This window comes from Mucilaginibacter humi, assembly GCF_013087555.1.
On sequence record NZ_JABFCR010000035.1, the window covers coordinates 1 to 16,049 of the forward strand.

Consider the following 16,049-nt stretch of genomic DNA (forward strand, 5'->3'; position numbering starts at 1 on the left):
CACAAAATTCATCGCACAATAAGCACGGCTATTCGCTTCCAGCTTCTTGTATAAATTTAACAAAAACGCTACCAATAGTATAATTACACCTAATGATGCGATGATATCTGATAGCTTCATTAGGCTTCTTTTAGTTCTGTTAATTCTAACCAGCGCATCGTTTTTTCGTCCGGTCGTTAGTCAGATCCGTTATTTTTTTCGCCGTCTCTACAATAGTTGTATTATCTATTCCTGAGTTTAGCTTTTTATTCAAATCTTTTATTTGATCTTCCAGTGTAGCAATATCACTTTCTAAAGTATCCATTTCCTTTTGCTGCTTAAAGCTCAGCTTATTTTTTGGTGCAGATGGAGAATTCACTGTACTTGTAACTGCTGTTTTATCGGCGCGATCCTGCTGTTTCTGATCCTCCTGCTCTAAACGGTAGGATGAATAATTGCCGTTATAAATGCGTACATGGCCTTTTTCTTCCACAATAAACAGCTGCTCGGTTAGTTTATCCAGCAAGTATCTATCGTGAGATACGATCATTAACACACCCGAATAGTTAGTTAAAAACTCTTCCAATACATTCAGCGTATCAATATCCAGATCATTGGTTGGCTCATCCGGGATAAGGAAGTTGGGGTTCTTCATCAGGATGCTCATAAGCTGCAGGCGTTTTTTCTCGCCACCACTTAGCTTGGATATAAACCCATATTGTTTAGCCGGGGAAAAAGAAATAACGTAAGCAGGGCAGACGCCGATATCATTTTACCATCGGCCATCGTAATAAACTCGGCTACATTCTTAACCACGTCAATTACCCGCTCTTCATCCTTAAACACAATACCCGATTGATGGAAATAGCCCAGCACGGTGGTTTCACCGATTTGGATATGGCCGCTATCAGGTTTTAAATTTCCGGTGATCATGTTCAGCAAGGTAGATTTACCGCTGCCGTTCTTGCCTGCAAGGCCAATCCTGTCGCCCTTTTTAAAAGTATAGCTAAAGTGATCTGTATAAGTATTGCCGTTAAAAGCTTTACTTATATCGTGTAGTTCCATGATCTTATTACCACGGCGAGCGGTTTTAACACTTAGCTCTACGTTTTGCTTCACGCTACGGTTTTTGGTTTTCTCTTCCAACTCATAAAAAGCATCCTGGCGGGCCTTTGATTTAGTGCCCCGCGCCTTGGGCTGGCGTCGCATCCACTCTAATTCTTTACGTAAAAGGTTTGAGTTTTTTTGAAATGTAGCTTCGTCTGACGCTTCGCGCTCGGCTTTACGCTCAAGGTAATAACCGTAATTACCAACATATGGGATGATTTTACCGCGGTCAATTTCGAGGATTTCATTACATACATTATCGGGGAAATATCTGTCGTGTGTCACCATCAGGATGGTTTTTGATCCTTCGGTCAATAATTTCTCCAGCCACTCAATCGTATCAATGTCCGGTGGTTGGTAGGCTCATCCAATATATATAATTCAGGATCTTCGATTAATAGCTTTGCTAAAGCCAAACGTTTCTTTTGTCCACCTGATAATGTAGTAATGCTTTGGTTAAGGTGGTGAATGTCTAACCTCCCTAAAATAGTTTTGATCTTATATTCATATTCCCGAGGCATCAACCTCACTTAACTCTTCCATTACATCGTTAAGTGCCGCTGCGTTGTCCGGGTCATTTTCCAACAGTTCTTCATATTTGCGAATAGCCTGCTGTTGAACATTATCCTTATGGAAAATATAATCGCTGATTGTAACCGCGTCTTTAAAGCCCGGGTCCTGCTCAAGGTAACCCATTCTTAAATCCTTTGTCTGTACCACCTTCCCCTCCGTTGGTAAAAACTGGCCGGCCAATAATTTTAATAAAGTTGATTTACCGGCGCCATTTATACCCACAAGCGCAACACGGCGTCCCCGGTTTATACCAAGTGTTATGTTTTTAAATAGCCAATTATCATGAAACTGGTGACCAAGATTTTCTACAGATATATAAGTACTCACGCTTTTTGTTTTATTATGTCTGATGTATAAATAAATACACCCCTTTTATTTTTTAATGATTGTTTATACATGGCCTTAGCAACATCGGTTGCTGCTATTGCCTTATACTTTTTAGGCCTCCAAATAAAAGGGGGCTTATTATTTTCATAACGAAAGCTGCTATTCGCTCAAGCGGCCTTGATTTTTTTCGATATCCAATTAATATGGACGGCTCATAAATATGCAGGCTCTTTAATCCTATTTTTTTAAGATCATCTTCTGTATCACCTTTCAATTTAGTATAAAAGTTGGATGATTCAGAATTTGCACCTATAGCCGATATGAAATGATACTCCTTAATGCCATTTTTTAATGCAATCTCAGCCAATCGTACCGGGTAGTCGTGATCTATTTTTCTATATGCCGCTAAATTTGGGGTCTGGCTTTTTGTAGTACCCATGCAGCAAAATACAACGTCGCCGGTTATTAAATTAGTATAGTGATCAAGATATTCAAAATCAATAATCAACTGTGTAATTTTAGTATTTGTTGTCCGGGTTTTCTTACGGGCAATAACCAAAATTTCATCATATTCCGGTTGGGTGGAAAGTATGGCTAATAATTTACTGCCAATTAGTCCGCTTGCGCCTACAATTATTGCTTTCTTTGTCATTCCGGAACCCCTAATTAGAACAAAAATACATATAATTAATTTGTGGAATAAATATTGTGTGTTTAAACATATAAATTAAGCGATATGAAAAGTACATTTTATCCTGCCAACGAGCGGGGAACAAGCGATCACGGATGGTTAAAAGCCAATTTCTCATTTAGTTTTGCGGGTTATTATCATCCGGATAAAGTTCATTTTGGAGCCTTAAGGGTGCTAAATGACGATATCATAGCCGGGGAATGGGTTTTGGCACCCATCCGCATGATAACATGGAAATTATTACTATCCCTTTACAGGGCGCGCTTGAACATAAAGACAGCATGGGTAATATTGGAGTGATCCATGCCGGGGAAGTACAGGTAATGAGTGCGGGTACCGGCGTTGAGCACTCAGAATATAATCACTCAAAAACAGAAGCTGCTAATACGTTACAAATCTGGTTGTTTCCAAAATTCAGGAACATCGAGCCAAGATACGATCAGCGGGATTTTAAAGATAAATTTAAATTGAACGAGTTTACTACGCTGGTAACCGGGGATAAGAATGTTGACGCCTTATGGATTAACCAGGACGCGACATTCTCTATGGGCGAATTTGAAGCCGGAAAAACAATTAATTACGATATAAAAACTGCCGGGAACGGCGCTTATATATTTGTTTTGGATGGGTCCGCTAAAATAGATGGGCAGATTTTAAACAAAAAGGACGCATTGGGTGTTGATGATACAAGTTCGATAACTATTGATACCCAGGATACTACCAAAATACTCATCATAGAAGTGCCGATGCTTAAATAAAAGCTGCTGCCCCGGGTTTAGTTTGCCGGATGTGAAAACAATTCGGCAAATCTTTGTTGTTAGTACGTTAATAGCATAACCATGGCAGAAGAAATTACTATACCCGGCTGGAAAAAGTGGCTGGAAGACATTGGCGAGCAAGTATCATTTTTTACCCGGTTCATTAAAAACATATTTGTTGGCGGGTTTGAGTGGTCGGAGTTTGTTCGCCAATGTTATGAAATAGGGTACCGGTCGATGATGTTGGTTGGTATTACCTCCTTTATAATGGGTGTGGTTTTAATTTTACAATTAAGGCCAACCCTTGTAGAGTTTGGTGCGGCAAGCATGCTGCCCAAAACGCTCTCTGTTTCTTTTATCCGTGAAATTGGCCCTGTTATTATCGCCATAATCTGCGCCGGTAAAATAGCCTCAAGTATTGGTGCTGAATTGGGCAGTATGAAAGTTACCGAACAGTTGGATGCCATGGATGTATCCGGCGCTAACCCGCTGCAATATTTGGTTGTTACGCGCATATTGGCTACAACCCTAATGGTTCCCCTGCTTTCTATAATTGGCGATGTTATAGGCCTGTTTGGCGGTTTCTGGCGCTAAACCTGCGCGATCATATCAGCCTTTCATTATATGCTACCAAAGTAGTTGCTTCTTTAGATTATACAGATTTTATGCCGGCATTCATCAAGACCATCTTTTTTGGCTTGGCTATAGGCTTTGTGGGCTGCTATAAGGGCTTCCATTCAAGTAAGGGGACAGAGAGTGTGGGTTTGGCCGCAAACTCAGCTGTGGTAACCGCATCGCTGTGGATCTTTGTTATTGATGCTATTGCTGTGCAAATAACCAGTATACTATTTTATTAGATCATGGAAGAGAAAGAGACAGTGGCAGAGCCAATAGAGAAGACTCATGACAAAAACGAGGTGGTCATTGAGATTAAGAACCTCAAAAAATCATTTGGCAGCAAAGATGTTTTAGTCGATATAAATCTCACCGTTAAGCGGGGAGAGAATGTGGTTGTATTGGGTAAGTCGGGCCGGGGAAAATCAGTTACCATACAATGTATTGTAGGCATGCTAACGCCCGACGCCGGCACGCTTAAAGTTTTTGGCAATGAAGTGGCCGAGCTAAATGATAAAGAATTAAAAGAACTACGCATGAAAATAGGCTTCCTGTTTCAAAGCGGGGCGCTTTATGATTCGATGACGGTGCGCGAAAAACGGAATTCCCACTCACGCGGGTTTTAAAACTAAATGACCAGTCAGAGATAGACCAGCGGGTAGAAGAAGTGTTAACAGCCGTTGGGTTGGCCGATGCGGCTGATAAGATGCCGTCAGACCTATCGGGCGGCATGCGTAAAAGGGCTGGCCTGGCACGTACGCTTATTATAAAGCCTGATATTATGTTGTATGACGAACCAACAACCGGCCTTGACCCGATAACATCGCGCGAGATAAGCGAGTTGATCCTGGACATGCAGAAAAAATATAAAACAACATCCATCATCATTACCCATGATATGGAGTGCGCACGCATAACCGCCGACCGTGTAGTGATTATGAATGACGGCGAATATATAGAAGAAGGCACATTTGAGAGCCTGCAAAAATCAAAGAACAAAATTGTACAATCATTTTTTAAAGATATATCATGAAAACAACCCCATCACAAAAAAATAAGAATAGGCCTGTTTACCTTTATTGGTTTGCTGGTATTAATAGCGGCGATATTTTTTATTGGTAATCAAAAAAACCTGTTTAGCTCAACCATTAAACTTAGCGGTACGTTTAAAAATGTAAGCGGCCTGCAGGTTGGTAACAATGTTAGGTTTGCCGGTATTAATGTTGGTGTAGTTGACGATATCACGATTGTTAATGATACAGCAGTAAAGGTTACGCTAAACATAGACAATGACGTTAAGAAATTTGTTAAAAAAGATGCTAAAATGAGCATCGGTAGCGATGGCTTAATGGGCGATAAACTGGTAGTATTATCACCGGGCGGCGCTAATACCACAGAGATGGTAAATGATGGCGACCAGATAGCTTCGATTAACCCGGTTGATGTAGATAAGATCATTGCCAAGGTTACCAAAATGGCAGATAATGCGGGGGAACTTATTGATGGCTTATCGCAAATTGTGGCTAAAGTAAATGGCGGGCAAGGTAGCATAGGCAGGTTGTTAAATAACGATAAAATGGCCCGCGATATGGAAAAAACTGTAGCCCAGGCTAAAACTACGATGAAAAGTGTACATGCAACTACCAATACCTTAAATGAGGATTTACAGGCTGCGCAGCATAACTTCCTGCTAAAAGGATTCTTTAATAAGAAAAAGAAAGCCGCACAAGCAAAGCAGGACTCTATTAAGAAAGCAGCAGAAAAGGCGCAGAAGGAGCAGGAAAAGGCAGCAAAAAGGCTGCCAAACAATAAGAATTTTTAATAATTAAAGAAAGTTAAAATATTTTTATATTTATAGACTAACCAGTCTATAGCAAGTGAGCAAGCAAGAACAAATACAGGCAACCGCATTGCGGTTGTTTGTGGCCGATGGGTTTCATGGAACACCAACAGCTAAAATAGCAGCCGAAGCAGGTGTGGCAAACGGCACTTTATTTTATCATTACAAAACCAAGGATGACCTTGTTGTAGCCTTGTATAATAAAATTAAAGATGAGCACGCCAATAACGTACAGGCTTTTATAAACCGCGATGATTTTATAACCACTAAGTTCAGAAACATATTTATCCATTCTGTTAACTGGGCATTAACCAACCGCGATAAGTTTTATTATATCCAACAGTTTAACTTTTCGCCGCACCTCGCATTGGTATCCCCGGAACTTTAGAACAGCATACCGTAGGCTACGCAGGTTTTATCGAAGAAGGTGTCCGGAAAAAACTATTAAAGCAACAGCCTGTTAGCCTGATCATGGCCATGTTTAACGGACATGTTTATGGTTTATACCAGTATTTAATTGCCGGTGATTTCGAGCCGGAAGAGAAAGATAGAATAATTAACGAAGCCTATGACATGCTTTGGGACATGATGAAGTATATGTAGTCAGCTAAATTATAGACCTACTATAAACAAAAAGCCATCCGATAATTATCGGATGGCTTTTGTAGGCTTTATCAACTTATAAATTCGAGGTGATAGCCGGATCTAATGGCGTTGTTTTTGAACGGAAGCGGTGGATCAGTTTTCCGTTTTCGTCTAACAGAAATTTCTCAAAGTTCCATTTGATCTCGCCTGTAAAGTCAGGGTTCTCTGCCTCGGTTAAGTATTTAAATAACGGAGCGATATCACTACCCTTAACACTTACTTTACTGCTCATTGGAAAGGTCACCGAGTAGTTGTCATGGCAAAAGGCTTTTATGTCGGCCTCGGTACCGGGCTCTGGCCACCAAAGTTATTTGCCGGGAAACCAACAATTACCAGCTTATCTTTATAAAGCTCTGATAATTTTTGAAGAGCGGTGTACTGAGGCGTATAACCGCATTTTGATGCAGTGTTAACGATCAGTATTTTTTTGCCTTTGTATTTGGCCAAAGAGAAATCTGCGCCATCAATGGTTTTCAGTTTAAAATCATAAACCGACGAAACCGGTGCGCTTACAAACAGAAGCGCGAAAACGATTGCTAATATTTTCATGTTGTTAAAATTTGGTTACGAGCTGTAATGTGAGTTAATAAAGTAAAATTAGGTAATAAATTGACGTTTAGCCAAATACTGATCCTCTTTTTGTGTCATATTTTTGTTATCAGCCGGGGTTTTATCTTTGTAGCCAAGTAAGTGTAGTGCTCCGTGAATGATTACCCGGTGCAATTCATCGGTTTCAGATACTTTAAACTTTATCGCATTCTCTTTGATCCGGGGGATAGAGATAAAGATATCACCGACGATCTCGCCTTCGTATTCTGAGTTATCAAACGTAATAATATCGGTGTAGGTATCGTGGTCAAGGTACTGCTGGTTTATTTTCAGTAAATACGCATCCGAGCAAAAAATATAAGTAAGCTCCTGAAGTTTATAACCTTCGGCCGCAATGGTATCTTTTATCCATTGCTTTACTTTTAACTTGTCTTTTAACTTATAGGTTACGTCCTCTTCAAAAAAATGGATAGCAGGCATTATAGCTTAAATAGCAGTTCAACCTCGTTGCCCTTGGTATTAAATACGCATTGGTCTGCAAGGTGCTTAACAATAAATACGCCACGGCCGGTAAGGTTCTCCAGGTTCTCTTCGGCTGTTGGGTCTGGCAGGTTGTTATAATCAAATCCTTCGCCCTCGTCGGTAATAGTCCAGGTTGCACGTTTAGCATCAACCTCAACGTTTACAATAACCTTTTATTGGGGTCGAGCCGGTTGCCATGTACTATGGCGTTGGTAACAACCTCGTTAAGGCAAGTCATCATATTGGCAAAAATGTCATCATCTACCTGGTATTTGTCGGCAATTTCTTCTATCAAATTTTCCAATAACGTTATACTCTCCCGATTTGACGGTAGTTGTAAAGTATAGAGATCAGTGGTTTGAATAGGTGCCTGTTCCATATTATTTTGCATTAAGTTGATCAAAATATGATTTAATTTTTTGCTTGTAATACAAATTAAGAGCCGGAGGGACGGTTCTAATTTGTTCTGTTTGTTTTCCTTTTATTTTTTGGTAGTCTTGTAGTGCTTTTACGTAGCCCGGTGGCATATCCTTGCCAACATGGCTCTCTCTTTGTTTATCCTGTTCGCGTTCCTGTTCTGCTTTTTCGGCCTCTAATAAACGGGTATGAATTTCTTTCTGCCTGTTTAGCGCCTCGTCAGTTATCTTCCTGTTTACGATATCCTTTTCTATTTGTTCCATTTGCTGCGATATTTTATCAGCATCTTTTACACCGGCACCCCCATTTTTACTTTCATCGTTATCCAGCTGCTGTAATTGCTGGCGGATCATTTGCTGCTCGCGGGCCATTTTTGCCAGCTGCTCGCTTATTTGCCCCCGTTGTTGTTGGCTTTGACCTTTAGGGCTGTTGCCGTCTTTTTGCATTTGCTCGCGCGCTTTTTGCATATTCTGGCTCAGCTTTTCCTGCATTTGCCTTAATTGTTTAACCGACATTTGCTTGCCCTTTTTACCCTTGCCGCTTTTCTGGCTCATCTTATCCTGCAATTGCGACAGCGCGTCACTCAACATTAGTGCCAAGTTGTTCATCGAGGTCATGGCATACTGCTGATTTCGGTTGGCTTCTGCAGTCCTGCGTTCGCCTAAATTTTCAAGCGCGTTATCTATTTGTGTGTTAATTGCAGTTATTTCCCGGTTTACGGTTGATTGTATTTGAGGGATGCGTTTACTCAGCGAAAATAAGCTATCCTCGGCGGTTTTTAAATTATCCTTTATGTTTTTTTGCGTTTGCGCCTGCGTTACATAATTCGGATCAGACGGCGCCATGCTTCTAAGGGCCTCCATTGTTTTTCTCGGGTAAATGAACTGTTTACCAAACTCTTTAATAATTCCCGTAATTGTTTGGCATCAATTTCTACCTGCTTTTCGTCCTGCTCTTCCTGCTCCTGCTCCATTTTCTGGGCCATTTGCTTCATTTTTTGGGCAGCACTTTTTGCGATTGCGATGCTTTTGACTTATTGTTTTTTGCTAACTGTTTAGCGCTTTCCTGCATTTCGTCTTTAATTTCGCTCTCTTCTTTCTCCGGGTTATTAAAATCTTGCTTATTTTCAGATTTGTCTAACTCGTCCAGGTTCTTTTTATATCCTCAAATTCTTTGTTAAGGTTTTTTTGCTGTTGTTCTAACCTATCTGTTTTTTCTTTATCGTCTGCTGCTTTTTGTTCGGCAGATTTTTTATCGTCACCAGCTTTATCCTGTTTGTCGTTTTTATTATCGCCCGTCGGCTGTTTATTGTCCGCTTTTTGCTCATCGTTGGCTTTGCCTTGTTCGGCAAGTTGCTCCTGTTTGTCGGCAAGTTTTTTAAGCTGACTGATGTTCTGATTTAGTTTTTGATCAAACTCCAGCTTTTTATACAGCTGCAGCATCCGGTCAAGTTCTTTTTTAAGCGATTTATTGTCTGTGTTCATTTTTGACAACTCCTCGCGCGTATTATTTTTTGGCCCTGCTGCATTAGCTGCTGTAGTTTTTCAAGCAACTCCTTGGTTTTAGGGTCGAGCACATTGTTTAAAAGGTTCTCTATTTGCTTCTGTTCTTCCAGCAATTCCTTGTTTTGCTCCATTTGCTGGCGGTTATACAGGTTCTTTTTATTGTCAGCCTGTATTTGCTTTACCAGGTCATCAAGCTCTCTGCGTTTATTCAACAGGTCCTCCACCTGTTTCTTTTCGTCGAATGATATACTGTTTTTATTCAACAGCATTTGATCCATCTTTTTCGAATCGCGCTCTATCTGGTCGGCCATTTTTATGGCCGATTGCATTTTTTGTTTAACACCGGTTGTTCCCGCGTTCAACTCCTCGCGCAGCTGATTTTCATCAGGCATATGCAACGTACGCTCGGCTGTACGGGCTTTTTTAGGTCCGTTTACCTCGTCGTTATCAGCCACCTCGAAAAAGTAGGTCACCTGGTCGCCGGGTTTTATGCCCAACTCTTTCAGGTTCCAGAAATAAAAAAGTCAGACAGCGATTGATGAAGATCAGCCTTAACCGATTTTACGATATCGCGTTCTGCATTTTTATTGCCTGGTGCGCCAATGCGATAGTGGAATGTTAAAGAAGAAAAGCCATGATCGTCCCGGATCTTGCCGTTAAAATAAAAAGCCTGCATGCTCACCGAATCAGGTTTTTCCTCAACACCTATAGTCGGCGGCTCATCGGCAATAGTATTGATCCGGTATGATGCCGAATCGCTTTGCGAAACAACTGCATTTTGCGGGTTTAATTTGTATACAGACGGTTGGTTTATCCGTTCGGTATGCTCAAATAAGTTATCGGTAGTTGCCGTAAGTTTGTGCAGCTGGTTGTTCATGGCAAACTCCAGGTTGGTGGCGTTTTGTGTATGGAACAACCATTTAACTACTGTGCCTGCCGGGATAGTTAAATCGCCCGCATTGGCTAATGTCTCATTTGTTTTATGAAGATAGGCCGGGTATTTAAGTTCGACGTCAAAATGTAATAATGACGGACGCAGGTTTACCTTGATCTCGTATGGCTGCGATGTAAAGCCGTTACCCACCAGCCTGAATGTGGTATTTTGTTGCAGGTTGGTAAACAGGTAATGAAATTTGGTAACCGCATCTTTATCCAGTTTAAAGGTATTGTTAGCAGTTTCTACATATACATCCGCCGGCAACTGGTTGCCGGTTAGTTTTAAGTCGAGTTTAAAATCCTCGCCCTGTACTGCCGACAGGTTATCATTTAACACAACGAACTTAAATGGCGCTACGGGCGCGAAGTACTCGTTATGGCGGATGATCTTTTAGTGCTCTCGGTTAAAATAGATGGGGCGGCTAAGCCGATAATAATAATTATAGCAACCGGCGCCAGTATCCATTTTAAATACCGGCTGTTATCTTTTATGTTTATAGCCGATGGAAAACGTACCGGCCTTAAGTTTTCAATTTTTTGATCAATACTGGCCTCTATCAGGTCCCGGTGGCGCGCATCTTCGGCCGAAAGCTTTTTAAGCTGTAGGGTATTTAACAGTTTATCATTAACATCATTAAAATGCTTGCCGATGATCTCGGCGGCTTCATCATGGGTTAACGTTTTTCCCAGTTTTAAATAAGCCAGTAGCGAAGGTATTACCAGCCAGCCCATCAGAACAAGATTTAACAGGATAAACCCGTAAAACAGCACTCCGCGAAAGAAGGAATTGAAGTTGCCAAAGTACTCGCTAAGCGTAATAACCACGTAGGCTGAAAATAAACCCGCGCCCAAAAATATCAACCCCCGTAACAAATTGTTCAGGTAATACTTCCGGGTGAAAGTATTGATCTTATCGATCAGAACAGTATAGTTTTCGGTTGATTGCATATCTGTTACTAAAATACCGCTATTAATCTTTTAAACTATAAAAATTGCCGGAAATTATAAGCAATAAAAATTTAATTGCGGGAAACTAAGATAACGAAAAATAAAAGCGAATTAATAACATATTAAAGTAAGTTGTTTACTTTTAAAACAGGAACAACAATATGAATCGTTTTCTTACTTTTTTGTTTGCGTTTACAATTTGGTGCCCGACTGTTTTTGCACAACAAGGCGCTGCACCAACTATAAAGCGTATCCCCCCGAGGGGGTGCAGGTAGATGACAATGACCGCGACGAGTTGGGCGCAAACCTGTTAGCTTTAGGCAAAGCGATTGATGAGCTGAAACAGAAACACGATCCATTTATAACTAACCTGATGCCTGATGTGCAGATTTATTACAAGACGGTCGACTATGCCATAAAATACCGGGAGTTTTTTTCGCAAAAGGATGTAGCATCTGGTAAGAAACTCTTGCTGGAAGGATTGGCGCGCGCCAAAAGCCTTGCAGATAGGCAGGCGCCGTGGACTACGCAAAAAGGCGAAGTTGTAAGGGGATATGTATCAAAGATAGATGGATCGGTGCAACCGTATGGGGTTACTGTGCCGGATAACTATTCGGCAGACGGGCCGCCGTTTGATCTTTCGTTATGGTTCCATGGCCGCGGCGAAACCTTGGGCGAAGTAAGTTTTATAGCGGGCGGTAAAGGTTTTGTCGCATCAATGCCGGCAATGAAGAACACCATTATGCTGTACCCCTATGGCCGCTATTGCAACGCTTTTAAGTTTGCCGGCGAGGTTGATGTGCTGGAAGCGTTGGCCGATGCAAAAACGAAATATAAAATAAACGATAAAGGGTTGTTCGACCGTGGCTTTTCGATGGGTGGCGCGGCAGCCTGGCAATTTGCGGTGCATTACCCTGATATGTGGCTGGCGGCCAACCCCGGCGCCGGTTTTGCCGAAACGGTTGACTTTATGGATAAATTCGGCCATGAAAAGCTGAAACCTACCGGTACGAGCGTAAGCTCTGGCATCTGTATGATTGTACGGATTATGCCAGCAATCTTTCCAACCTGCCATTATTTGCCTATAACGGCGATAAGGACCCGCAACAACAAGCCGCTGATGTAATGGAAATCGCCATGAAAAACGAGGGCCTGAAACTAAACCGTATTTGGGGGACTAATATGGGCCACGGTTATACTAAGGCCGCTGCTAAAACGGTGGATAGTTTGCTGGCTATTGCCCGTGCAAAAGAAAAAACCCGCCACCTTCAGAAATTCATTTTACAACCTATACGCTAAAATATAATAGCATGTATTGGGTGCAAATTGATGCAATGGAAAAAGAATGGGAAAAAGCCCGGGTTGACGGCAGCATCACTGGAAATACGATCACCCTAAAAACTCAAAACGTAACTTCGGTTAGTGTAGTGATGAATCAGCTACCCAAACATTTTGCCGTAGGCGATAAACTGACGATCATAATTGATGGAACGGTATTAAAAACGGGGGTATTGGCAGAGAACGATACTTTAACATCGCACAAGGATGGTGCAAGGTGGACTGCCGGGATAATAACCTACCCGCAGCTTTTAAAGAGGCATGATCTGCAAGGACCTGTTGACGATGCTTTTACCTCTGCTTTTATAGTAGTTAAACCATCGGGCACCAGCAAAAACGCCCTGTTTGACAAATGGAGCAAAGCCGAAATGAACCGTTTTGTTGAACAATGGCGCATGCAATTTCGCGGCGACCCGGTTGTTAAAATGGATTATGAGCTAACCGCGGCAGATATGGCAGTCAACCTTATTGCCTTCGGCGATGCACAAAGCAATAAACTCATCGCGAAGCTTAACGCTAAACTACCTATAAAATGGACCGCAAATAATATCCAGGCGGGCAGCGCCACCTATTCGGCTAAAGATCATGGGCTGATCATGATTTACCCTAACCCGTTAAACCAAAGACATTATATCGTGCTAAACAGCGGGTTTACTTTTAGAGAGGATGCCTACTTAAATAACTCTAAACAAATACCCATGCTGCCCGACTGGGCGGTGGTTGACCTGAATACACCGCCCGATTTTGTGCATCCGGGTAAGATTGAAAATGCCGGATTTTTTGGTGAGCATTGGGAGTTGAAGAAAATGGTTAAAGAGTAACGTGTCAGTTCAAAGGCCGTGTTGCAGCGCACTTATGTGTTTAAACAATCAATATTTTTTATAACAAGTTAATTATCAAATAACTAAGATTTAATCTTGTTTCATTTTGTTTCACGCGCTTTTCGTAATTTATTAATATCAAGTTAGTTAAGTCAAAATCCTGTTTCACTTGTTTCATCTGTTTCACACACTCGTGAAACAAACGCCCGTCAAAATTACTCCGGCATGATAAATAAGCCGTAAACCCAACCTATATTTGTAAGGCAAACTTATTAGTTTGGCTTATGATATGAATAATAATAACCAGAATTCGTTTCAGACCTGCGCACGGTAGTGGGCCGGTTAATCAAGAAGCTGCGGAAAGAATCGGCTACCGGTCGGCAATTATCATTAACCGAGCGATCGGTGCTTTTCTTATTGCTGCAGCATAAAGAGTTACTGCCAAGCGAGCTGGCGGCAATGGAGCAGATCACCAATCAATCCATGTCGACCATATTGAGCCACCTGCTTGAGCTGGGCTATATTACCCGAACAGCTTCGACAACGGATAAACGCAAAGTATTGATATCGCTGACACCCGAGGGCGAAACGACTTTGCAACAGGTACGCAGCGAACGCGATCATTGGCTGGCCCACGCAATTGAGGCCACCTGCACCCAACAAGAACAAGATTTATTAAAACAAGCAATAATACCGCTCACCAAAATAGTTGAGTTTGAGTGACCGGCAACATTTGTGAAGAAGGATTAGAAGAGACATGAACATTACAACTTTCAGGGCATTCAGGAGCCGCAACTACCGGCTCTATTTTACAGGGCAATCCATATCACTTATTGGTACCGGATGCAAAAAACCGCGGTAAGCTGGGTTATCTATACGCTTACACATTCAACCTTTATGTTGGGGCTAACATTATTTGCCAGCCAGTTTCCCTCATTTTTATTCTCGCTGATCGGGGGTGTGGTGTCCGACCGGTACGATCGATATAAAGTTTTGCTGGCGACCCAGATAGCGTCATTGATACAAGCTGTGCTGTTAGCCGTGCTGATACTATTAAACCATTACGAAGTGTGGATGATACTGGCGCTTAGCGTGGCGCTGGGCATTATCAATGCCTTTGATGTCCCTGCCCGGCAATCATTGGTTTATAATATGATCAAAACCAAAAGCGACCTGCCCAATGCCCTGGCGCTAAACTCGTCAATGGTTAATTTATCAAGATTGATCGGCCCTGCCATTGCGGGCCTGGTATTAGAAAAGTTCGGTGATGGCGCTTGTTTTGTAGGCAATGCCATCAGCTTTATAGCGGTTATTGGTTCGTTGTTAATGATGCGCCTGCCTGAATACGTGGCGCAGCCCCACCCTAAAAATGCTTTCGGCGAGTTGCGCGAAGGGTTCTCTTATATCAAACGTACACCGTCAATCAGGTTTGTACTTATCATGCTGGCATTAATAAGTTTGATGGTGCTGCCGTTTAGTACACTGATACCTTACTATGCCCGTGATGTATTTAAAGGCACGGCGACTACATTTGGAGTAATAGATAGTTTTATTGGCCTGGGGCATTCTCGGGCGCGATATTCTGGCCTCGCAAAAAACGGGGACCAACTTAAAGAAGATCCTGTTTATTAATACACTGGTGTTTGGTGCGGGATTGGTTCTTTTCTCGCATGAGGATAATTATTGGCTGGCGTTGCTGTTTGTAACTATCGCAGGTTTCGGTATGATGTCACAGATAACGGTAAGCAATACACTAATCCAGACAACTGTCGATCAAAACATGCGCGGCCGGGTGATCAGCTTTTATGCCATGGCATTCTTCGGGATGCAGCCCCCGGGGGGATTGTTAGTTGGTTCGATATCCAAATGGGTGGGGACTACAAATACCATGCTTGGCGAAGGCGTAGCGGCTTTATTAATCGGTTTGTTGCACTGGCGCTATTTGCATCGTGAGAAATTGAAACTAAAAAAGAAACAGGTATTGGTACAGCCAGTTGTTCCTGCAGCTTAATCGCGATAGCAAACATCAACCAATAATTAAACGTTGACTATACAAACAAATACTTATGGAAATTAAACGAAACGGAACACAGCCATCAGGAAAAGGCCCCGCGGAATATTTTACAGGGCAGGTAAGGATAGACCCGTTAAACAGTCCGCCCGAACCGGCACGTGCTGTAATGGCATTGGTAACCTTTGAACCAGGCGCACGTACCGCACGGCACACACATCCGCTTGGGCAAACATTGATTGTTACGGCTGGCTTCGGCTGGGTACAACGCGAGGGCGATGCGATACAAGAGATCAGGCAGGGCGACGTAGTTTATTTTGAGCCGGGTGAAAAGCATTGGCATGGTGCCACAGCAACCACGGCCATGAGCCATATTGCTATACAGGAAAAACTGAACGGCTCGCCGGTTGATTGGATGGAGCAGGTTACCGACGAACAATATCACGGCGCATAATTAATAACACATT

At 42.2% G+C, this 16,049-nt stretch carries 30 protein-coding genes and 1 pseudogene; 15 read left to right on the forward strand and 16 right to left on the reverse strand.

From position 1 onward, the window contains the following. Positions 1-145: 145 nt before the first annotated feature. The 5 genes from HK413_RS08440 to HK413_RS08460 form a co-directional block, all read right to left on the reverse strand. Positions 146-646 (reverse strand): ATP-binding cassette domain-containing protein, encoded by a 501-nt coding sequence (locus tag HK413_RS08440; protein WP_175269866.1) that lies wholly within the window; start codon positions 644-646, stop codon positions 146-148. A gap of 29 nt (positions 647-675) precedes the next feature. Further along, positions 676-1,401, reverse strand: coding sequence for an ATP-binding cassette domain-containing protein (locus HK413_RS08445; RefSeq protein WP_175269867.1), 726 nt, complete (start codon positions 1,399-1,401; stop codon positions 676-678). Further along, entirely contained in the window at positions 1,398-1,607 is a 210-nt protein-coding gene (locus HK413_RS08450) for an ATP-binding cassette domain-containing protein (RefSeq protein WP_175269868.1), read from the reverse strand. The genes HK413_RS08445 and HK413_RS08450 overlap by 4 nt, the downstream gene beginning before the upstream one ends. Beyond that, the gene (locus HK413_RS08455; protein ID WP_175269869.1) at positions 1,591-1,986 is read right to left on the reverse strand and encodes an ATP-binding cassette domain-containing protein; all 396 of its coding nucleotides are present in this window, start codon (positions 1,984-1,986) and stop codon (positions 1,591-1,593) included. The genes HK413_RS08450 and HK413_RS08455 overlap by 17 nt, the downstream gene beginning before the upstream one ends. Before the next feature lie 94 nt (positions 1,987-2,080). Next, positions 2,081-2,638, reverse strand: coding sequence for an NAD(P)H-binding protein (locus HK413_RS08460; protein ID WP_175269870.1), 558 nt, complete (start codon positions 2,636-2,638; stop codon positions 2,081-2,083). A 239-nt stretch (positions 2,639-2,877) separates the two neighbouring features. Between HK413_RS08460 and HK413_RS08465 the strand changes: the two genes are divergently transcribed. From HK413_RS08465 to HK413_RS19710, 8 genes are all read left to right on the forward strand, one after another. After that, complete coding sequence (locus HK413_RS08465) at positions 2,878-3,435, forward strand: pirin family protein (protein WP_246230078.1); 558 nt, start codon at positions 2,878-2,880, stop codon at positions 3,433-3,435. Between the two features lie 81 nt (positions 3,436-3,516). Continuing rightward, positions 3,517-4,029: an MlaE family ABC transporter permease gene (locus HK413_RS19700; RefSeq protein ID WP_262886842.1), complete on the forward strand. Its 513-nt coding sequence runs from the start codon at positions 3,517-3,519 to the stop codon at positions 4,027-4,029. Positions 4,030-4,043: 14 nt separating this feature from the next. After that, positions 4,044-4,292 carry an ABC transporter permease gene (locus HK413_RS19705; protein WP_317169407.1) on the forward strand — a complete coding sequence of 83 codons (249 nt, stop codon included), beginning with the start codon at positions 4,044-4,046 and terminating at the stop codon, positions 4,290-4,292. Positions 4,293-4,295: 3 nt separating this feature from the next. Continuing rightward, complete coding sequence (locus tag HK413_RS21010) at positions 4,296-4,676, forward strand: ATP-binding cassette domain-containing protein (RefSeq protein ID WP_317169403.1); 381 nt, start codon at positions 4,296-4,298, stop codon at positions 4,674-4,676. A gap of 41 nt (positions 4,677-4,717) precedes the next feature. Beyond that, positions 4,718-5,083 carry an ABC transporter ATP-binding protein gene (locus HK413_RS21015; protein WP_317169404.1) on the forward strand — a complete coding sequence of 122 codons (366 nt, stop codon included), beginning with the start codon at positions 4,718-4,720 and terminating at the stop codon, positions 5,081-5,083. A gap of 51 nt (positions 5,084-5,134) precedes the next feature. Then, entirely contained in the window at positions 5,135-5,872 is a 738-nt protein-coding gene (locus HK413_RS08480; RefSeq protein ID WP_175269871.1) for an MlaD family protein, read from the forward strand. Positions 5,873-5,927: 55 nt separating this feature from the next. Next, complete coding sequence (locus tag HK413_RS08485) at positions 5,928-6,278, forward strand: TetR/AcrR family transcriptional regulator (RefSeq protein ID WP_175269872.1); 351 nt, start codon at positions 5,928-5,930, stop codon at positions 6,276-6,278. Positions 6,279-6,361: 83 nt separating this feature from the next. Beyond that, on the forward strand, positions 6,362-6,493 hold the full coding sequence (locus HK413_RS19710; protein ID WP_262886843.1) for a hypothetical protein: 132 nt from the start codon (positions 6,362-6,364) through the stop codon (positions 6,491-6,493). Between the two features lie 76 nt (positions 6,494-6,569). On the opposite strand, the gene HK413_RS22615 is transcribed toward HK413_RS19710, so the two are convergent. From HK413_RS22615 to HK413_RS08530, 11 genes and pseudogenes are all read right to left on the reverse strand, one after another. After that, positions 6,570-6,767, reverse strand: coding sequence for a hypothetical protein (locus tag HK413_RS22615; protein ID WP_449406792.1), 198 nt, complete (start codon positions 6,765-6,767; stop codon positions 6,570-6,572). A 3-nt stretch (positions 6,768-6,770) separates the two neighbouring features. Further along, positions 6,771-7,084: pseudogene (locus HK413_RS22620) on the reverse strand (glutathione peroxidase); the annotation flags it as partial. A 48-nt stretch (positions 7,085-7,132) separates the two neighbouring features. Next, the gene (gene ybeY / locus HK413_RS08495; protein ID WP_175269873.1) at positions 7,133-7,564 is read right to left on the reverse strand and encodes an rRNA maturation RNase YbeY; all 432 of its coding nucleotides are present in this window, start codon (positions 7,562-7,564) and stop codon (positions 7,133-7,135) included. Beyond that, positions 7,564-7,773, reverse strand: a complete 210-nt coding sequence (locus HK413_RS17465; RefSeq protein WP_317169408.1) for an ATP-binding protein — start codon at positions 7,771-7,773, stop codon at positions 7,564-7,566. The genes ybeY and HK413_RS17465 overlap by 1 nt, the downstream gene beginning before the upstream one ends. Continuing rightward, complete coding sequence (locus tag HK413_RS17470; protein ID WP_246230080.1) at positions 7,767-7,997, reverse strand: ATP-binding protein; 231 nt, start codon at positions 7,995-7,997, stop codon at positions 7,767-7,769. Before HK413_RS17470 ends, HK413_RS17465 begins: the two co-directional genes overlap by 7 nt. Next, positions 7,987-8,886, reverse strand: coding sequence for a hypothetical protein (locus HK413_RS08505; protein ID WP_175269874.1), 900 nt, complete (start codon positions 8,884-8,886; stop codon positions 7,987-7,989). The genes HK413_RS17470 and HK413_RS08505 overlap by 11 nt, the downstream gene beginning before the upstream one ends. Beyond that, a complete protein-coding gene (locus HK413_RS08510) occupies positions 8,841-9,008 on the reverse strand; it encodes a hypothetical protein (protein WP_175269875.1) in 168 nt (55 codons plus the stop codon). Before HK413_RS08510 ends, HK413_RS08505 begins: the two co-directional genes overlap by 46 nt. A gap of 151 nt (positions 9,009-9,159) precedes the next feature. Next, complete coding sequence (locus HK413_RS08515) at positions 9,160-9,507, reverse strand: hypothetical protein (protein WP_175269876.1); 348 nt, start codon at positions 9,505-9,507, stop codon at positions 9,160-9,162. Next, a complete protein-coding gene (locus HK413_RS08520; RefSeq protein WP_175269877.1) occupies positions 9,504-10,025 on the reverse strand; it encodes a hypothetical protein in 522 nt (173 codons plus the stop codon). Before HK413_RS08520 ends, HK413_RS08515 begins: the two co-directional genes overlap by 4 nt. A 5-nt stretch (positions 10,026-10,030) precedes the next feature. Then, positions 10,031-10,801 carry a DUF4175 family protein gene (locus HK413_RS08525; protein WP_175269878.1) on the reverse strand — a complete coding sequence of 257 codons (771 nt, stop codon included), beginning with the start codon at positions 10,799-10,801 and terminating at the stop codon, positions 10,031-10,033. A gap of 17 nt (positions 10,802-10,818) precedes the next feature. After that, positions 10,819-11,412 carry a hypothetical protein gene (locus tag HK413_RS08530; protein WP_175269879.1) on the reverse strand — a complete coding sequence of 198 codons (594 nt, stop codon included), beginning with the start codon at positions 11,410-11,412 and terminating at the stop codon, positions 10,819-10,821. 265 nt (positions 11,413-11,677) lie between these two features. Between HK413_RS08530 and HK413_RS08535 the strand changes: the two genes are divergently transcribed. The 7 genes from HK413_RS08535 (at position 11,678) to HK413_RS08560 (ending at position 16,036) form a co-directional block, all read left to right on the forward strand. Next, positions 11,678-12,538, forward strand: coding sequence for a hypothetical protein (locus HK413_RS08535; protein WP_175269880.1), 861 nt, complete (start codon positions 11,678-11,680; stop codon positions 12,536-12,538). After that, positions 12,538-12,711, forward strand: coding sequence for a hypothetical protein (locus HK413_RS08540; RefSeq protein WP_175269881.1), 174 nt, complete (start codon positions 12,538-12,540; stop codon positions 12,709-12,711). Before HK413_RS08535 ends, HK413_RS08540 begins: the two co-directional genes overlap by 1 nt. A 20-nt stretch (positions 12,712-12,731) precedes the next feature. After that, a complete protein-coding gene (locus HK413_RS08545) occupies positions 12,732-13,571 on the forward strand; it encodes a hypothetical protein (protein ID WP_217452181.1) in 840 nt (279 codons plus the stop codon). Positions 13,572-13,904: 333 nt separating this feature from the next. Next, entirely contained in the window at positions 13,905-14,294 is a 390-nt protein-coding gene (locus HK413_RS08550; protein WP_175269883.1) for a MarR family winged helix-turn-helix transcriptional regulator, read from the forward strand. 120 nt (positions 14,295-14,414) lie between these two features. Next, positions 14,415-15,203 (forward strand): MFS transporter, encoded by a 789-nt coding sequence (locus HK413_RS19715; protein WP_262886845.1) that lies wholly within the window; start codon positions 14,415-14,417, stop codon positions 15,201-15,203. 7 nt (positions 15,204-15,210) lie between these two features. Further along, complete coding sequence (locus HK413_RS19720) at positions 15,211-15,582, forward strand: MFS transporter (RefSeq protein ID WP_317169405.1); 372 nt, start codon at positions 15,211-15,213, stop codon at positions 15,580-15,582. 55 nt (positions 15,583-15,637) lie between these two features. After that, positions 15,638-16,036: a (R)-mandelonitrile lyase gene (locus tag HK413_RS08560; protein ID WP_175269884.1), complete on the forward strand. Its 399-nt coding sequence runs from the start codon at positions 15,638-15,640 to the stop codon at positions 16,034-16,036. Positions 16,037-16,049: the final 13 nt, after the last annotated feature.